The 15,653-nt window shown below is 66.2% G+C and carries 15 protein-coding genes; 4 read left to right on the forward strand and 11 right to left on the reverse strand.

Annotated features, from left to right (window positions below; translation table 11 throughout):
- Nucleotides 1-45: 45 nt before the first annotated feature.
- From BA899_RS05155 to rpmH, 9 genes are read right to left on the reverse strand one after another with little or no spacing between them, the layout of a single operon-like run.
- Nucleotides 46-906, reverse strand: coding sequence for a ParB/RepB/Spo0J family partition protein (locus BA899_RS05155; protein ID WP_069133820.1), 861 nt, complete (start codon nt 904-906; stop codon nt 46-48).
- Nucleotides 903-1,700: a ParA family protein gene (locus BA899_RS05160; protein ID WP_069133821.1), complete on the reverse strand. Its 798-nt coding sequence runs from the start codon at nt 1,698-1,700 to the stop codon at nt 903-905. The genes BA899_RS05155 and BA899_RS05160 overlap by 4 nt, the downstream gene beginning before the upstream one ends.
- Complete coding sequence (rsmG, locus tag BA899_RS05165) at nt 1,697-2,353, reverse strand: 16S rRNA (guanine(527)-N(7))-methyltransferase RsmG (RefSeq protein ID WP_148122577.1); 657 nt, start codon at nt 2,351-2,353, stop codon at nt 1,697-1,699. The genes BA899_RS05160 and rsmG overlap by 4 nt, the downstream gene beginning before the upstream one ends.
- Entirely contained in the window at nt 2,354-4,240 is a 1,887-nt protein-coding gene (mnmG, locus tag BA899_RS05170; RefSeq protein ID WP_159299968.1) for a tRNA uridine-5-carboxymethylaminomethyl(34) synthesis enzyme MnmG, read from the reverse strand. It lies immediately after the preceding gene.
- A gap of 16 nt (nt 4,241-4,256) precedes the next feature.
- A complete protein-coding gene (gene mnmE, locus BA899_RS05175; protein ID WP_159299969.1) occupies nt 4,257-5,582 on the reverse strand; it encodes a tRNA uridine-5-carboxymethylaminomethyl(34) synthesis GTPase MnmE in 1,326 nt (441 codons plus the stop codon).
- Nucleotides 5,575-7,245, reverse strand: a complete 1,671-nt coding sequence (yidC, locus tag BA899_RS05180) for a membrane protein insertase YidC (RefSeq protein ID WP_370456317.1) — start codon at nt 7,243-7,245, stop codon at nt 5,575-5,577. The genes mnmE and yidC overlap by 8 nt, the downstream gene beginning before the upstream one ends.
- On the reverse strand, nt 7,242-7,478 hold the full coding sequence (gene yidD, locus BA899_RS05185; RefSeq protein WP_069133826.1) for a membrane protein insertion efficiency factor YidD: 237 nt from the start codon (nt 7,476-7,478) through the stop codon (nt 7,242-7,244). The genes yidC and yidD overlap by 4 nt, the downstream gene beginning before the upstream one ends.
- On the reverse strand, nt 7,463-7,837 hold the full coding sequence (rnpA, locus tag BA899_RS05190) for a ribonuclease P protein component (RefSeq protein ID WP_083217659.1): 375 nt from the start codon (nt 7,835-7,837) through the stop codon (nt 7,463-7,465). Before rnpA ends, yidD begins: the two co-directional genes overlap by 16 nt.
- 2 nt (nt 7,838-7,839) lie before the next feature.
- A complete protein-coding gene (gene rpmH / locus BA899_RS05195; protein WP_023368428.1) occupies nt 7,840-7,974 on the reverse strand; it encodes a 50S ribosomal protein L34 in 135 nt (44 codons plus the stop codon).
- Between the two features lie 173 nt (nt 7,975-8,147).
- Here rpmH and dnaA point away from each other — a divergent pair, with 173 nt between their 5' ends.
- The 4 genes from dnaA (at nt 8,148) to gyrB (ending at nt 14,381) form a co-directional block, all read left to right on the forward strand.
- On the forward strand, nt 8,148-9,488 hold the full coding sequence (gene dnaA, locus BA899_RS05200) for a chromosomal replication initiator protein DnaA (protein WP_159299970.1): 1,341 nt from the start codon (nt 8,148-8,150) through the stop codon (nt 9,486-9,488).
- Between the two features lie 215 nt (nt 9,489-9,703).
- Nucleotides 9,704-10,804: a DNA polymerase III subunit beta gene (gene dnaN / locus BA899_RS05205; RefSeq protein ID WP_069133827.1), complete on the forward strand. Its 1,101-nt coding sequence runs from the start codon at nt 9,704-9,706 to the stop codon at nt 10,802-10,804.
- Nucleotides 10,805-10,806: 2 nt separating this feature from the next.
- A complete protein-coding gene (gene recF, locus BA899_RS05210) occupies nt 10,807-11,898 on the forward strand; it encodes a DNA replication/repair protein RecF (RefSeq protein WP_159299971.1) in 1,092 nt (363 codons plus the stop codon).
- Between the two features lie 65 nt (nt 11,899-11,963).
- Complete coding sequence (gyrB, locus tag BA899_RS05215; protein ID WP_159299972.1) at nt 11,964-14,381, forward strand: DNA topoisomerase (ATP-hydrolyzing) subunit B; 2,418 nt, start codon at nt 11,964-11,966, stop codon at nt 14,379-14,381.
- On the opposite strand, the gene BA899_RS05220 is transcribed toward gyrB, so the two are convergent.
- Both BA899_RS05220 and gmhB read right to left on the reverse strand, forming a co-directional pair.
- Nucleotides 14,362-15,120, reverse strand: a complete 759-nt coding sequence (locus tag BA899_RS05220) for a 1-acyl-sn-glycerol-3-phosphate acyltransferase (RefSeq protein WP_159299973.1) — start codon at nt 15,118-15,120, stop codon at nt 14,362-14,364. The genes gyrB and BA899_RS05220 overlap by 20 nt on opposite strands.
- Nucleotides 15,117-15,650, reverse strand: coding sequence for a D-glycero-beta-D-manno-heptose 1,7-bisphosphate 7-phosphatase (gmhB, locus tag BA899_RS05225; protein ID WP_159299974.1), 534 nt, complete (start codon nt 15,648-15,650; stop codon nt 15,117-15,119). Before gmhB ends, BA899_RS05220 begins: the two co-directional genes overlap by 4 nt.
- Between the last annotated feature and the right edge of the window lie 3 nt (nt 15,651-15,653).

The following is a 15,653-nucleotide window of genomic DNA, read 5'->3' on the forward strand; positions in this document are numbered from 1 at the left end:
GGGACTGCAAAAGTGCTCGGAGTATAATGAACTCACCCATGGCCTTCAACGGATGTGCTCGAGAATGCCGTCGAGCTCATCCAGGCTGTTGTAGCGGATGACCAGCCGGCCCCTGCCACGCTGGCCCTGCTCGATGCGCACATTGGCACCCAGCCGGTCGGCGAGGTCATCCTGCAGGCGCCGGATGTTGGGGTCGGTTTTCTCGGGCTCGGCGGCCCCGGCGCTGTCACCGGCCAGCAGCTGGCGCACCAGCGCCTCGGTCTGGCGAACCGTCAGGCCGCGCTGGACCACGCGCGCCGCGGCCTGGGCCTGGGTGGCCGCATCCAGCGCCAGCAGCGCCCGGCCATGCCCCATCTCCAGCGCCCCCTCGCCGATGTGGGCCTTCACTTCGGGGGCCAGCTCGAGCAGGCGCAGCAGGTTCGAGACCCCCACCCGCGAGCGCCCCACCGCCTCGGCGATGGTCTGATGCGTCATGCCGAACTCTTCGGTCAGCCGGTGCAGGGCATTGGCCTCTTCCAGCGGATTGAGGTCCTCGCGCTGGATATTCTCGATGAGCGCTACCGCCACCGCGCGGTCGTCAGAGATCTCGCGGATGATGGCGGGAATGGTCTCGAGCTCGGCGAGCTGTGCCGCCCGCCAGCGCCGCTCGCCGGCGACGATCTCGTAGCGCTCGCCATCGGGCAGGGTGCGCACGACGATGGGCTGGACAACGCCCTGGGTGCGGATCGACTGGGCAAGGGTCTGGAGCGCGGCGGGGTCGAACTCGCGGCGGGGCTGATAGCGACCGCCCTCGAGCTGATCCAGCGGCAGATCGCGGAGATCATCGGTGCCGGCCCCATCGGCACCCCCGGATTCGCCCAGCAGGGCGTCCAGGCCCCGGCCCAGGCCCTTGCGTCGGTTACTCATGACAATCCTCCCGCCTCGGCGGTTGTGCGTGGCTGGCGCCGCAGGAGCTCCGAGGCGAGCGCGAGGTAGGCCACCGCGCCGCGCGAGCTGCGGTCGTACTGCAGCACCGGCAGACCGTGGCTGGGCGCCTCGGCCAGACGGACGTTGCGCGGTATCTGGGTGCGATAGACCTGACCGGGGAAGTGCGCGAGCAACTGCGCCCCGACCTGGTTGGAGAGATTGTTGCGGCCGTCGAACATGGTGCGCACCAGTCCCTCGATCTCAAGATCGGGATTGACGGTCTGCCGGACCCGCTCAATAGTGTTGAGCAGCGCCGTCAGCCCCTCGAGCGCGTAGTACTCGCACTGGATGGGGATGAGGACATGATCGGCGGCGACGAAGGCGTTGATGGTCAGCAGGTTGAGCGACGGTGGACAGTCGATGAGGATGTGATCGTATTCCTCGCGACACGGGGCCAGCGCACTCTGCAGGCGCTTTTCGCGGCCCTCGCCGACGCTCATCAGGCCCACTTCGGCGGCGGTCAGATCGCCATTGGCCGGCAGCAGGTCGAAGCCGCCGTGCACCTCCCGGCAGCGCACCCCGCGGGCGGTGGCCTCGCCCATGAGCAGCTCGTAGTTGCTGGCCCGCACGGCATCCTTGTCGATGCCGGCCCCCACGGTGGCGTTGGCCTGCGGATCCATGTCCACCAGCAGAACGCGACGCCCGCTGCTGACCAGCGAGGCGGCCAGGTTGACGCAGGTCGTGGTCTTGCCGACGCCGCCTTTCTGGTTGGCGATGGCGAGTGTCTGATTCATCGGATCATCCCTGTGGCAGCGATCGATCGCTCCATGATGAGCAAATGGCGTGACGCATCAAGCCCGGGTATCTCCAGCGGCTGTCGCCGGCATGATACGCCGGCGGCTTCCAGGCCCGCCAATGATTCCGCCTCGGGGCGCCCTTTCATGGCGATCACCGGCGCGTTGTCGGCGACCCGCGGCGCTGCCACCGCCCAGAAACCGGCGGCGTCGGTAAACGCCCGGCAGATCGCCGCGGCAAATGGCTGCGGCGGGTCGAAGTCCTCGATGCGCTCGGCCACCAGGGTGACGTTGTCCAGCTTGAGTGCCAGGCAGGCCTGACGCAGAAACCGGACCTTCTTGTTATTGGGTTCAAGCAGGGTGACCGGGCGCTGCGGCTGGGCGATGGCGATCGGCAGGCCGGGCAGCCCGGCACCGGTACCAATATCCAGCAGCGCCCCCTCGGGCAACCAGGGCACCACGGCAAGGCTGTCGAGCAGATGACGCGGAATCATCGCCTGCGGATCCCGCACCGCGGACAGGTTATACACCCGGTTCCAGCGCGCCAGCAGATCACGATAGGCGATCAGTGCCGGCACCACCGCGGGGTCGAGCCCCCACCGCGCAAGGCCATCGCGCAGCCGCGCCGCGTCGCGATCGCTGTCGGCCGTCATTCAGGCGCTCTGGCGGGTCCGCCCGCGACGCAGATGGACCAGCAGCAGCGACACCGCCGCCGGCGTCACCCCGGGGATGCGGCCCGCCTGACCCAGGGTGGCGGGGCGGTGGTGATGGAGCTTTTCGCAGACCTCGGCGGACAGCCCCGCGACGCTGTGGTAGTCGAGATCCACGGGCAGCGGCTCGTCCTCATGACGGGCCTGCCGGGCGACCTGGTCGGACTGGCGCTTGAGATAGCCCTCGTAGCGCGCGCCGATCAGCACCTGCCGGCACACGGCCGGATCGTCCGGGCCGGGGCCCGCCCCCGGCAGCGACAGCAGCGTCGCGTAGTCCATCTCGGGGCGCTTTAAAAGGTTCATCAGCGACTGCTCGCGGCGCAGGGGCTGGCCGAGCTGGCGCGTGCCATGGTCGTCACCCAGATCCACCGGGCGGATCCAGGTCTTCTCCAGCCGCCGGCGCTCGGCCTCGATGGCGTCACGGTAGGTGGCGAAGTCGCGCCAGGCGGCATCGCTGATCAGGCCGTAGGCGCGGGCCACCGGCATCAGACGCAGGTCGGCGTTGTCCTCGCGCAGATGCAGGCGATATTCCGCCCGCGACGTGAACATCCGATAGGGCTCGCGGGTGCCGCGGGTGGTCAGGTCGTCCACCAGCACACCGATGTAGGCCTCGTGGCGCTGGGGCACCCATGGGGTCAGGCCGCCGGCGCGCGCCGCGGCGTTGATCCCGGCCAGCAGTCCCTGCGCCCCGGCCTCTTCATAGCCGGTGGTGCCGTTGATCTGCCCGGCCAGCAGCAGCCCCGGCAGCTGCAGGCTTTCGAGACTGGGGTGCAGGTCGCGCGGGTCGAGATAATCGTACTCGATGGCATAGCCCGGGCGGGTGACATGGGCCTGCTCCAGACCCTGAATGCTCCGCACCATGGCGATCTGCACATCAAACGGCAGGCTCGTGGAGATGCCGTTGGGATAGACCTCGCGGGTGTCGAGACCCTCGGGCTCAAGAAAGATCTGGTGGCCATCGCGATCGGCAAAGCGCACCACCTTGTCCTCAATGGACGGGCAGTAGCGGGGCCCGACCCCGTCGATTTCGCCGCTGTACATCGGCGAGCGGTGCAGCGCCGCGCGGATGATCGCGTGGCTGTCGGCATTGGTGTGGGTGATGTGGCAGGGCACCTGGCGCGGGTGCTCGTCCCCCCGGCTCCAGCGCGAGAAGTATACCGGCTGATCATCGCCGGGCTGGGCGTCGAGGGATCGGTAGTCAATGCTCGCCGCATCAATGCGCGGCGGGGTCCCGGTCTTGAGCCGCCCGACCCGCAGCGGCATGGCGCGCAGCCGCTCCGCCAGGGCGATCGACGGGCCATCGCCGGCGCGGCCACCGCGGCGGTTGTGATCGCCGATATGGATCGTGCCCCCCAGGAACGTCCCCACCGTGAGGACCACGGCGGCGGCCCGCAGCTCGAGCCCCATGCCGGTCACTACACCGCGGACCTCGTCATGCTCGACGATCAGGTCATGGACCGTGTCCTGGAACAGCGATAGGCCGGGCACCGCGTCGAGGAGACTGCGCACGGCCTGGCGATAGAGACTGCGGTCGGCCTGGGCGCGGGTTGCCTGCACGGCGGGACCCTTGCGCTGGTTGAGGGTGCGGAACTGGATGCCGGCGCGATCCGCGGCGCGGCCCATGACCCCGCCCATGGCGTCGATCTCACGCACCAGATGGCCCTTGCCGATCCCGCCAATGGCCGGGTTGCAGCTCATCTGACCGATGCTCTCGAGGCTCTGGGTGAGCAGCAGGGTGCGCGCGCCCATGCGCGCCGCCGCATGGGCCGCCTCGGTGCCGGCATGGCCACCGCCCACGACGATGACGTCATACCCTTGATCGAATTGCATAGCCGCATCCACCCCGTTATTTGCCGATACAGAAGGTCGAGAAGATCCGGCCCAGCAGGTCCTCGGTGGTCACTGCCCCGGTGATCTCGCCCAGCGACGCCTGCGCCGCGGCCAGCGACTCGGCGATCAGTTCTTCCCCCGCACCGGCCCGGGCCGCCGTGAGGGCTTCGTCGATGTGCCCGGCGGCGGCGTCCAGCGACTGCAGATGCCGCCGCCGGGCGATGAAAACCGCCTCAGTGTCATCCGCGCCCAGACAGGCACGCAGGTGATCGCGCAGCGCTTCCATGCCCTCGCCGGTCAGCGCCGAGACGGCGAGGCCCGCCGCCGACCCGCCGGCGGCCCGACCGCTGCGATCGATCTTGTTGTAGACGGTGGTCACCGCGACATGATCGGGCCATTCCGCGGGCAGCGCGGGGTCATCGCCCGCATCGCTGTCGTCCACCACCATCAGGATGCGGTCGGCCGCCGCCATCGCCCGGCGGGCGCGCCGCACGCCCTCCTGCTCCACCACATCGCCGCCTTCGCGCAGGCCGGCGGTATCCAGCACCCGCAGCGGCAGGCCATCGATATGCAGGTACGATTCGAGCACATCCCGGGTGGTCCCGGCGAGGTCGGTCACGATGGCCGCGTCGCGGCCGGCGAGGGCATTGAGCAGACTCGACTTGCCGGCGTTCGGCCGGCCCGCGATCACCACGCTCAGGCCTTCCTGGAGCTGCTGCCCGCGGCTGGCCGCGCGACGGGTCGAGGCCACTTCGGCGGCGACCGCTTCCACCTGGCGGGTGACGTCCTGCAGCGCCAGCCCCTCGAGGGGCTCGTCGGCAAAGTCGATGCCGGCCTCCAAGTGCACCCGCAGGTCGGTCAGACGCTGCACCAGGGCGTCGATGGTCGCGGCGAATTCGCCCTGCAGCGAGCGCATGGCGGCCCGGGCCGCGGACTCGCTGCCCGCCTCGATCAGATCGGCGATGGCCTCGGCCCGGGTCAGGTCGATGCGGCCGTTCAGGTAGGCGCGGTGACTGAACTCCCCCGGCGTCGCCAGCCGGGCGCCCAGGCCCAGCAGGCGCTGCAGGAGCCGGTCCATGACCACCGGGCCACCGTGGCCATGGAGCTCGGCCACGTCCTCGCCGGTGAACGACTGCGGGCCGGGAAACCAGAGCACCAGCCCCTCGTCGATGGCGGTCCCGTCGTCTCCGGCAAACCGCCGCATGCTCGCCCGCCGGGGCGCCGGCAGCGGGCCGGCCACCGCCTCGGTCAGCGCCGCGCTATCGGGCCCCGAGAGCCGCACCACACCAATGCCACCGCGACCCGGCGGCGTCGCCACCGCACAGATGGTCCCGTCAGGCATTCGCCTTCTTGTCGCCCGCCTCGATCTGGCGGGTGATGAACCACTGCTGCAGGATCGACAGGCTGTTGTTGGTCACCCAGTAGAGCACCAGCCCGGCCGGGAAGAACATGAAGAAGATCGTGAACACGAAGGGCAGTCCCATCATGATTTTCTGCTGGATCGGATCCATGGGCGCCGGGTTGAGCTTCTGCTGCAGGAACATCGACGCGCCCATCAGCAGCGGCAGCACGTAGAACGGATCACGAACCGACAGATCCTGGATCCAGAGGATCCAGGGCGCCTGGCGCAGCTCGACACTCTCGAGCAGCACCCAGTACAGGGCGATGAACACGGGGATCTGGATGAGGATGGGCAGACAGCCGCCCAGCGGGTTCACCTTTTCCTTTTTATAGAGCTGCATGAGCTCCTGGTTCATCTGCTGACGGTCTTCGGAGTAGCGCTCACGCAGCTTCTGCATCTCGGGCTGGAGCTTGCGCATGCGCGCCATCGAGCGATAGCTGGTCTCGGAGAGCTTGTAGAACACCAGCTTGATGCCCAGGGTCAGCAGGATGATCGACCAGCCCCAGTTGCCCACCACGCCGTGGATCCAGCTGAGCGCGATGAACAGCGGCTTGGAGATGATCGTCAGCCAGCCATAGTCGACGGTCAGCTCCAGACCCGCCGCGACGGCGTCCAGGCGGCTCTGCTCCTTGGGACCGGCGAACAGGCGATTCTCGAAAGACACGGTTTCGCCGGGTTCGGCGGTCTGCCAGGACGAGCTCTGGCCGAGCACGTACTCGCCATTGTCGAAACGGCTGTAATAACGCAGTTCACGATCGCGCGGCGGCACCCAGGACGCCAGAAAGTAGTGCTGGATCATGGCCAGCCAGCCGTTGTCGATGTCGCGCGACAGGTTGCCGTCTTCCATGTCGCCGAAGCTGATCTTCTCGTACTTCTCCGACGGGCTGTAGATCACCCCGCCGGTGTAGCTCGCCGCGCCCAGAAACCCCGGGCCCTCGGTCTCCGAGGAGCGGCGCAGCTGGTTGTACTGATAGGCCCGCCACGGCGTATCGCTGGTGTTCTCCACGCTCTGGACCATGCGCACGACATAGCTGTCCCGCTCGAAGATGTACGTCCGCATCACCTCAACGCCGTCGCCGTTACTCCAGGTCAGCGGCACTTCGAGGCGGTCCTGACCTTCCTCGAGGACATAGCGCTCGGCGCCCGCGCTCCACCGGGCCTGGTGGTCGGGCGCGCTGCCCTCGTCACTGACCAGACCGCTCTGGGCCATGAACAGCGGATCGTCGGGGCTCAGCAGGGTATACGGCGCGGGGTTGTCCTCGGACACGGAATGCCGGGGCAGGCGGGCCTGAACGATGTTGCCCCCCTGCAGCGGGATCTGCACCAGCAGGGTATCGGTCTCGACCCGGATCACGTCGCCGTCAGTGCGTGTCGGGTCATCCCCCTCCGCGCCGGGCTCGCGGGCGGGGGCATCCGCCGGTTGCGGATCCGCAGCGGCCTCGGGTGCCTCGGCGGCCGGGGCGGGTGCGCTGGATTCGGAAGCCGCCTCGGTGGACTCGGCCTGCGGCGGCGGGGTGCTGTAATCGCGCTGCCAGGTGGTCCAGATCAGCAACAGGACGAGGGCGAGCGCCCCGACCAGAAAAAGGCGTTGGTTGTCCATCATGAGTGACGACTCGTGGTTTCACTGCCCGGAACCGGATCGACGCCGCCGGGGTGGAAGGGATTGCAGCGCAGGACCCGCCGGATCGCGTAGTAGCTGCCGCGCAGTGCGCCGTGGCGCTCGACCGCTTCGATGGCATAGCACGAGCAGGTCGGATGGAACCGGCAACAGGGGCCGAACAGCGGACTGATGACGGTGCGATAGGCGCGAAGCAGGCCGATCAGGATGATTCGCATGGACCGGATATCCGTTGCCAGAGTTTGTCGAGTGACCGGATCAGGACCGGATTGTCGCATTGCCGCGCCACCGGTCGAACCATCACCACCACATCCACCGCGGGCAGCCGGGCGAGGTGGTGGCGGAACCGCTCTCGAATCAGTCGCTTCAGTCGGCTCCGGTCCACCGACCGTGGCGCCGCCCGCTTTGAAACCGCCAGCCCGAGGCGTGCGGTGTCAGCGCCGCCCTGTCCCACGAGCACGGTGAAATGGCGGTCGCCGTGGCGACGGGCATCGGCGAACACGGCCCGGAAGTCACGGGACCGCGTCAGCCGCGCAGCGCGGGGAAACCGCTCGCTGCCCGCCGTCGCCGGATCCAACGTCAGGGCGTCAGCCGTGCGCGTCCCTTGGCCCGACGCCGTGCAAGCACCTTGCGCCCGTTCCGGGTCGCCATCCGGGCGCGAAAACCATGATTGCGCTTGCGCTTGATCACACTGGGTTGAAACGTCCGCTTCATGACGGGACCGCCTTATCAAAGTGGTTAGCAGATAAACAGCCGTGAAATGTACTGTCGCGGCCAGCGGCCTGTCAATTGCCGCCGTGGGCCGTCGACGCAGCGCTGCTGGTACAGGATCAGGCCAGACGATAGACTCGATCGCGACCCGCGACGATCTTGAAGGAAGCGCATTCTTGTCCGAATCACTCTGGAAGGGCTGCCTGCAGCGGCTGGAGAAAGAACTCCCCGACCAACAGCTGAACACCTGGATCCGGCCCCTGCAGGCCGAGGAGCAGGGCAATCAGCTGCGTCTGTACGCGCCCAACCGATTTGTCCTCGACTGGGTGCGCGAGCATTTCTCGACCCGCATCGAGGAACTGCTCGCCGGTCAGTACCCCGACTCACCGCCCCAGCTGATCATGAGCATCGGCGCCCAGCCCACGGCCCCCCGGGTGGCGCCAAGCGATGAGCGCGAGTCCCGGGCCCGCACCAGCGCGCCTGCCTCGACGCCGCACAATGCCAACCTGAACCGCGACTTCACCTTTGACACCTTCGTCGAGGGCAAATCCAACCAGCTGGCCCGGGCGGCGAGCCTGCAGGTGGTGGACAACCCGGGTCAGGCCTACAACCCGCTGTTCATCTACGGCGGTGTCGGCCTGGGCAAGACCCATCTGATGCACGCCATCGGCAATGCACTGATGAACGGCCGGCCCGATGCACGGGTGCTGTATCTGCACTCCGAGCGCTTCGTCGCCGACATGATCAAGGCCCTGCAGCACAACGCCATCAACGAGTTCAAGCGCCACTACCGCGGGGTCGACGCGCTGCTCATCGACGATATCCAGTTCTTTGCCGGCAAGGAGCGCTCGCAGGAGGAGTTCTTCCATACCTTCAATGCGCTGCTCGAAGGCCATCAGCAGGTGGTGATGAGCTGCGATCGCTATCCCAAGGAGATCAACGGTCTCGAGGAACGCCTGAAGTCGCGCTTTGGCTGGGGGCTGACCATTGCCATCGACCCGCCCGAGCTTGAGACCCGGGTGGCGATTCTGCTCAGTAAGGCCGACCAGGCCGGCATCGACATGCCCCCCGAGGTGGCGTTTTTCATCGCCAAGCGGATCCGCTCCAACATCCGTGAGCTCGAGGGCGCCCTGCGCCGGGTCATGGCCAATGCGCATTTCACCGGCGAGCCGATCACCGTGGACTTTGCCAAGTCGGCCCTGCGCGACCTGCTGGCACTACAGGACAAGCTCGTGACCACCGAGAACATCCAGAAGACCGTGGCGGAGTACTACAAGGTGCGCGTCTCGGATCTGCTCTCCAAACGGCGCAGCCGCTCCATCGCCCGGCCCCGGCAGATGGCCATGGCGCTCGCCAAGGAGCTGACCAGCCACAGCCTGCCGGAAATCGGTGATGCCTTTGGCGGCCGTGATCACACCACGGTGCTGCATGCCTGCCGCAAGGTGCAGTCACTGCGCGAATCGGACGCCCGGTTTGATGAGGACTATCACAACCTGTCGAGAACCCTGTCATCATGATGTGGATAACCGGTTGATAAAAAGAGGGGCCGATTCTGTCCACAGGTTATGCAGCTTCCATCCCCGTATCAGCGGCTTTAATGAACAGGATATGATTCGATAAAAATTGTTATTAATCAGCAACCTGAGGCGGTTATCCAAGGCGATGGGCCGGCCTTGTCACTACAACAGTCTTTAATACACACTCTTATAATAAGAGAACAACGAGACCAGCCATGGAATTCCAGATTGAACGGGCAACCCTTCTTCGGCCGCTGCAGGCGATCATCGGCGTTGTCGAAAGGCGCCAGACGCTGCCGATCCTTGCCAATGTGCTCATTGAGAAGACCGACGATCGGCTCTGCCTGACGGCGACTGATCTCGAAGTCGAGCTGAAGACCGACACACCGCTTGAGGGCGGTCAGCCCGGGCAGGTCACGGTGCCGGCGCGTAAGCTGATGGACATTGTCCGCAATCTCCCGGATGACGCCGTGGTCAATCTGCGTCAGGAGCAGGAGCGGATCGTGGTCAAGGCGGGGCCGAGCCGGTTTTCGCTGGCGACACTGCCGGCAGAAGACTTCCCGACCGCCGATGATGTGGAACCGGCGCAGCGCTTCTCGCTGCCGCAGTCGCAGCTCAAGTGGCTGATTGAGAAAAGCCACTTCGCCATGGCCCTGCAGGATGTGCGTTACTACCTGAACGGACTGCTGCTCGAGCTTGAGCCCCGGCAGCTGCGGGCGGTGGCCACCGATGGCCATCGCCTGGCGCTTGCGGCCGTGCCGTCCACTGACGAGGCCGTCGAGACCACCCAGGTGATCGTGCCGCGCAAGGGCATCCAGGAGATGCTGCGGCTGCTGGACGATGATGAGGAGCCGGTGGAACTGGATCTGGGCCCCGGCCATATCCAGGTGACGCTCTCCGGTATCCGGTTTACCTCGAAGCTGATCGATGGGCGCTTCCCGGACTATCAGCGGGTCATCCCTGCCGAGGAAGGCAGCTTTGCAGTGGTCGATCGCGAGACGCTGCGCAAGGCACTGGTCCGCGCATCGATCCTGTCCAACGAGAAGTATCGCGGCGTGCGGTTTGGATTTGAGGCCGATCAGCTGCGCATTCAGTCCAATAACCCCGAGCAGGAAGAAGCCGAGGAGCAGGTCCCCGCCTCGTTCAATGGTGAGGCCATGGAAATCGGCTTCAACGCCAGTTACATGCTCGATGCGCTGGCGGCGATCGATGAAAACACGGTTCAGCTGTACGTGCGTGACGCCAACAGCAGCGCCCTCATTCTCGGCGAGACCCTGCGCGATGCCCGCTACGTCGTCATGCCGATGCGCCTGTAGGGATGGACGGGTCAGCGGGTGTGGACGGTCTCACCCACTGTCGCTGGCAGGCCGTCCGCCATCTGGTCGCGGGATCCATTGACCCGGATCCGCGACTGAATATCTTTCAGGGGGCGAATGCCGCCGGTAAGACCAGTCTGCTGGAAGCAATTCATTTTCTGGCGCGCTCACGCAGCTTCATTACCCACCGAACCGCCCGGCTGATCTGCAGCGGCGAGTCCGAGGCGCTGGTCAGTGGACGGGTGCAGGCTGGCGGGCAGCTTCACCGGCTGGGTGTTCAGCACCGTTCGGGCGAAACCCGGGTTCGGCTGAATGGGCGGGACGTGACGGCACTCTCTGAATCGGCCTGGCTGCTGCCCCTTCAAGTGCTCAATACCGAGGCGCAGCGGCTCCTGACCGATGGCCCGGCGACGCGTCGTGCCTTTCTGAACTGGGGAGTGTTCCACGTGGAACCTACCTATCGGGAAGAGTGGCGGCGTTATCAGCGCGCCCTGCGTCAGCGCAATGTGGCGCTCAGGGCGGGGGATCGTCGTCTGGCACAGGCCTGGGAGCCGGAGATGGCGGCCGCCGCCACCGCCGTTGATGCGCGGCGACAGCGGTTTCTGCAAGCCGTGCTTCCCAATGCGCTCGAAATCGCGCGGCAGTGGTTGCCTGACGCCACTCTCGACTGGCGTTACCGGACGGGCTGGCGGGCAGGCGAAGCCCTCGATGCCATCCTGGCGGCGTCCCGGGACCAGGAGCTGGCCCAGGGGTTCAGTCTGCACGGCCCGCACCGGGCGGATTTTCGGGTAACCGCGGATGGCGTCGAGGCGACCAGTTATCTCAGTCGAGGACAGCAGAAGCTGTTGGTGGCGGCGATCAAGGTCGCGCTGGCCGATCACTGGACGACGCAGGCCACTCAGCGGCCGCTGTTGCTGGTGGACGACCTGCCGGCGGAGCTCGATCGGTCGCATCGGGCCGATCTGGTCCGCCGCCTTGAGGCGGGTGGGGCTCAGGTTTTCCTCACGGCCATCGAGGGGGATCTGTTGCCGGTGGAGGGGGATGCCCGATGGTTCCACGTGGAACAGGGTCGTGTGGAGGCGACGGGCGGTTAGTTCCCATTCGCCTGTTGCCGGCCGATATCGGTTATACTTGGACCCTTGTTCGAAAAGGTCATCCGATGAGCGCAAACAGCGAATACGATTCTTCCCAGATCAAGGTGCTTCGTGGGCTGGATGCCGTGCGCAAGCGGCCCGGGATGTATATCGGCGATACCGATGACGGCACCGGCCTCCATCACATGGTCTTTGAGGTGGTGGACAACGCCGTCGATGAGGCGCTGGCCGGGCATTGCTCCGAGATCGAGGTCATTCTCCACGGCGATGATTCGGTGTCCGTCAAGGACAACGGACGCGGTGTGCCGGTGGATATCCACCCCGAGGAGGGCCGTTCGGCCGCCGAGGTCATCATGACCGTGCTGCATGCCGGTGGTAAGTTCGACAACAACTCGTACAAGGTCTCCGGCGGGCTCCATGGTGTCGGCGTTTCAGTGGTCAATGCGCTGTCGGATCACCTGCGACTGGTGGTGAACAAGAACGGCAAGCTGTACATGCAGGAATACAGCGCCGGCGAGCCCGTGGCCCCGCTCAAGGTGGCTGGCGAAACCGAAGAGACCGGTACCCGGATCACCTTTCATCCCAGCCCGGAAGTCTTCACCAATATCGACTTCAACTACGACATTCTGGCGAAGCGTTTCCGCGAGCTCTCGTTCCTCAACCCCGGCGTGCGCATCGTCCTCAAGGACGAGCAGAGCGAGCGCGAAGACGCGTTTGAATACGCCGGTGGGATCCGCGCCTTTGTTGAGCACCTGAACAAAAACAAGACGCCACTGCACCCGTCGGTGTTCTTTCTGAGCACCTACCGCGACGACATCCTGGTGGAAGTGGCCATGCAGTGGAGCGACTCCTATCAGGAGGCGATCTTCTGCTTCACCAACAACATCCCACAGAAGGATGGCGGCAGCCACATGGCCGGGTTCAGGGCGGCCCTGACCCGCACGCTCAACCAGTACATGGAAACCGAGGGCTTCAGTAAAAAGCTCAAGGTCACGCCCAGTGGTGATGATATCCGCGAGGGGCTGACTGCGGTGATCTCGGTGAAGGTGCCGGATCCCAAGTTCTCGTCCCAGACCAAGGAAAAACTGGTGTCCTCCGAGGTCAAGGGCGTTGTCGAGTCCAGCCTGTCCGAGGCGCTCCACGCCTTCCTCTACGAGAACCCCAATGACGCCCGTGCCATTGTCGAGAAGGTGATTGATGCCTCCCGGGCGCGCGACGCGGCTCGGAAGGCCCGCGAGATGACCCGCCGCAAGGGGGCGCTGGATGTGGCCGGCCTGCCGGGCAAGCTCGCCGACTGTCAGGAAAAGGATCCCGCGCAGTCCGAGCTCTATCTGGTGGAGGGTGACTCCGCCGGCGGCTCCGCCAAGCAGGGGCGCGACCGGCGGACCCAGGCGATCCTGCCTCTGAAGGGCAAGATCCTGAACGTCGAGAAGGCGCGGTTCGACAAGATGCTGTCCTCCGCCGAGGTGGGCACCCTCATCACGGCCCTGGGTTGCGGTATCGGTCGCGAGGAATTCGATCCTGAAAAGCTCCGCTACCACCGCATCATCATCATGACCGACGCCGACGTCGACGGCTCTCACATCCGCACGCTGCTGCTGACGTTTTTCTACCGGCAGATGTCGGCGCTGGTGGAGCGGGGCCACGTTTATATCGCTCAGCCGCCGCTCTACAAGGTCCGCCGCGGCAAGCAGGAGCACTACGTCAAGGACGAGCGTGAGCTCACCAACTACCTGCTGCAGCTGTCACTCTCCGGTGCCAGCCTGCTGCCGTCATCGGATGCACCGGTCATCGGTCCCGAAGCGCTGGAGCGGCTGATCCGCCAGTATCTGGATACCATGGAGATGATCGATCACCTGGGTCGGCGCTCTGATCCGGTGATTCTGCGCGCCATGGTCGACCGGCCGCCGCTCAACGAAGACAGCCTGCGCGATGGCGAGGCATTGCAGGGCTGGTTCGACGCACTGGGCGAGCAGATCAACCAGGGTCTGCCCACCGGCACTGAGTATCGGGTCAAGGTACAGACCGGACCGGACGGCGGTTTTCAGGATGCGGTCATCACCAAGCGCATGCACGGCATCCTCTATCCCTACTCATTCCCGGCGGCGTTCTTTCTGTCGCGGGAATATGAAAGCATCCGCCGTCTGGCCGAAGCACTGGAAACCCTGATCGGCGAGGGGGCGGAAATCCGTCGTGGCGAGCGCAGTGAGCCCGTCAGCGACTTCCGCGAGGCCGTGGAGTGGCTGATGGAGGAGGGCCGGCGCGGCCTATCCGTGCAGCGCTACAAGGGGCTGGGTGAGATGAATCCCGACCAGCTCTGGGAAACCACCATGGACCCGGAGACCCGTCGCCTGCTGCAGGTGAGGATCGAGGATGTGGTGGGCGCCGATGACATCTTCACCACCCTGATGGGCGACCATGTTGAGCCCCGGCGGGCGTTCATCGAGAAAAACGCCCTCCAGGTCAGCAATCTGGACGTCTAGACGCGCTCAGCCGCTGCATTTCCGACTCGATCCAGGCCTCCGCATCACGATTGACGGCCGCCGGCGTCCGCCCGGCGGTCGGGATGCGGGGGCCGATCTCCACCCGGATGATGCCGGGGTTCATCCGCCATCCCTTTCTCGGCCAGTGCTCGCCGGCATTGTGGGCGATGGGCGTCACATCGACGCCGGCCTGACACGCCAGCAGCGCGCCGCCCTGCTGATAACGGCCACGCTCACCCGGCGCCACCCGTGTCCCTTCCGGAAAAATCACCACCCAGCGCCCCTGGCGGAGCTTTTCAGTGCCCTGACGCACGACCTGACGCAGTGACTCGCGGGTGGCACGCCGATCGATGGCGATGGGATCAAGCCGTGCCAGTCCCCAGCCGAATACCGGGATCCTGAGCAGTTCGCGCTTGAGCACCCAGCTCTGCGGGTAGAACCAGGGCAGCAGATTGAGGGTTTCCCAGGCGCTCTGATGCTTGGCCATGATGACCCCCGGGGCGGCCGGTCGATTCTCCAGGCCATTGATTTCTATACGGATTCCGCCGATATAGCGGACCATTACCGCGACGATGGCGCACCAGCGGGTAATCCACCAGTAGCGCCAGCGCAGCGGCAGGGGAAAGCTTGGCAGGCTGATCAGCGCCCAGAGGATGACGGTGATCGTGAGGCCGATCCGGAAGAGAACGCCCCGGATGAGACTGCCTCGACCCACCGTGCCGCCGGCCGGCGCCGTCATTGGAGCAGCGCCTCCACCGCCGCGGCCAGATCGTCGTATACCGGCACCGCTGTCCCGCTATCGGCCTCGGTCCTGCGGCCATTGCCCGTGCGCACCAGCCAGGCCGTCACCCCGGCCCGGCGCGCGGCGTCCAGATCGCGGCGGCTGTCCCCGATGAACAGCGCTTTATCGGGCGCGCAGTCGAGGGCCTCAAGGGCCTGATGGAGCAGCCCCGGCGCGGGTTTACGGCAGTCGCAGTCGTCCGTCGGGCCGTGGGGGCAGACAAAGACCCCGGCGAACTGGCCCCCGGCGGCCTCGATGGCCGCGGTCATGCGCCGGTGGATGGCGGCCAGGCCAGCGGCCGAGATCAGGCCCCGGGCGCGGGCCGATTGATTGGTGCAGACCGCCACCGGAATGCTCGCCCGGGTCAGCCGGGCGATGGCCGCCAGGCTGCCGGGAAGGGGTTCCCAGTCATCGACGCCGAGGATGTAGGCGTCGGAATCGTGGTTGATGACGCCGTCGCGGTCCAGCAGGACGCAGTGCGGGCGCACGGC

The organism is Spiribacter sp. SSL99 (assembly GCF_009805925.1).
GTDB lineage: Bacteria > Pseudomonadota > Gammaproteobacteria > Nitrococcales > Nitrococcaceae > Spiribacter > Spiribacter roseus.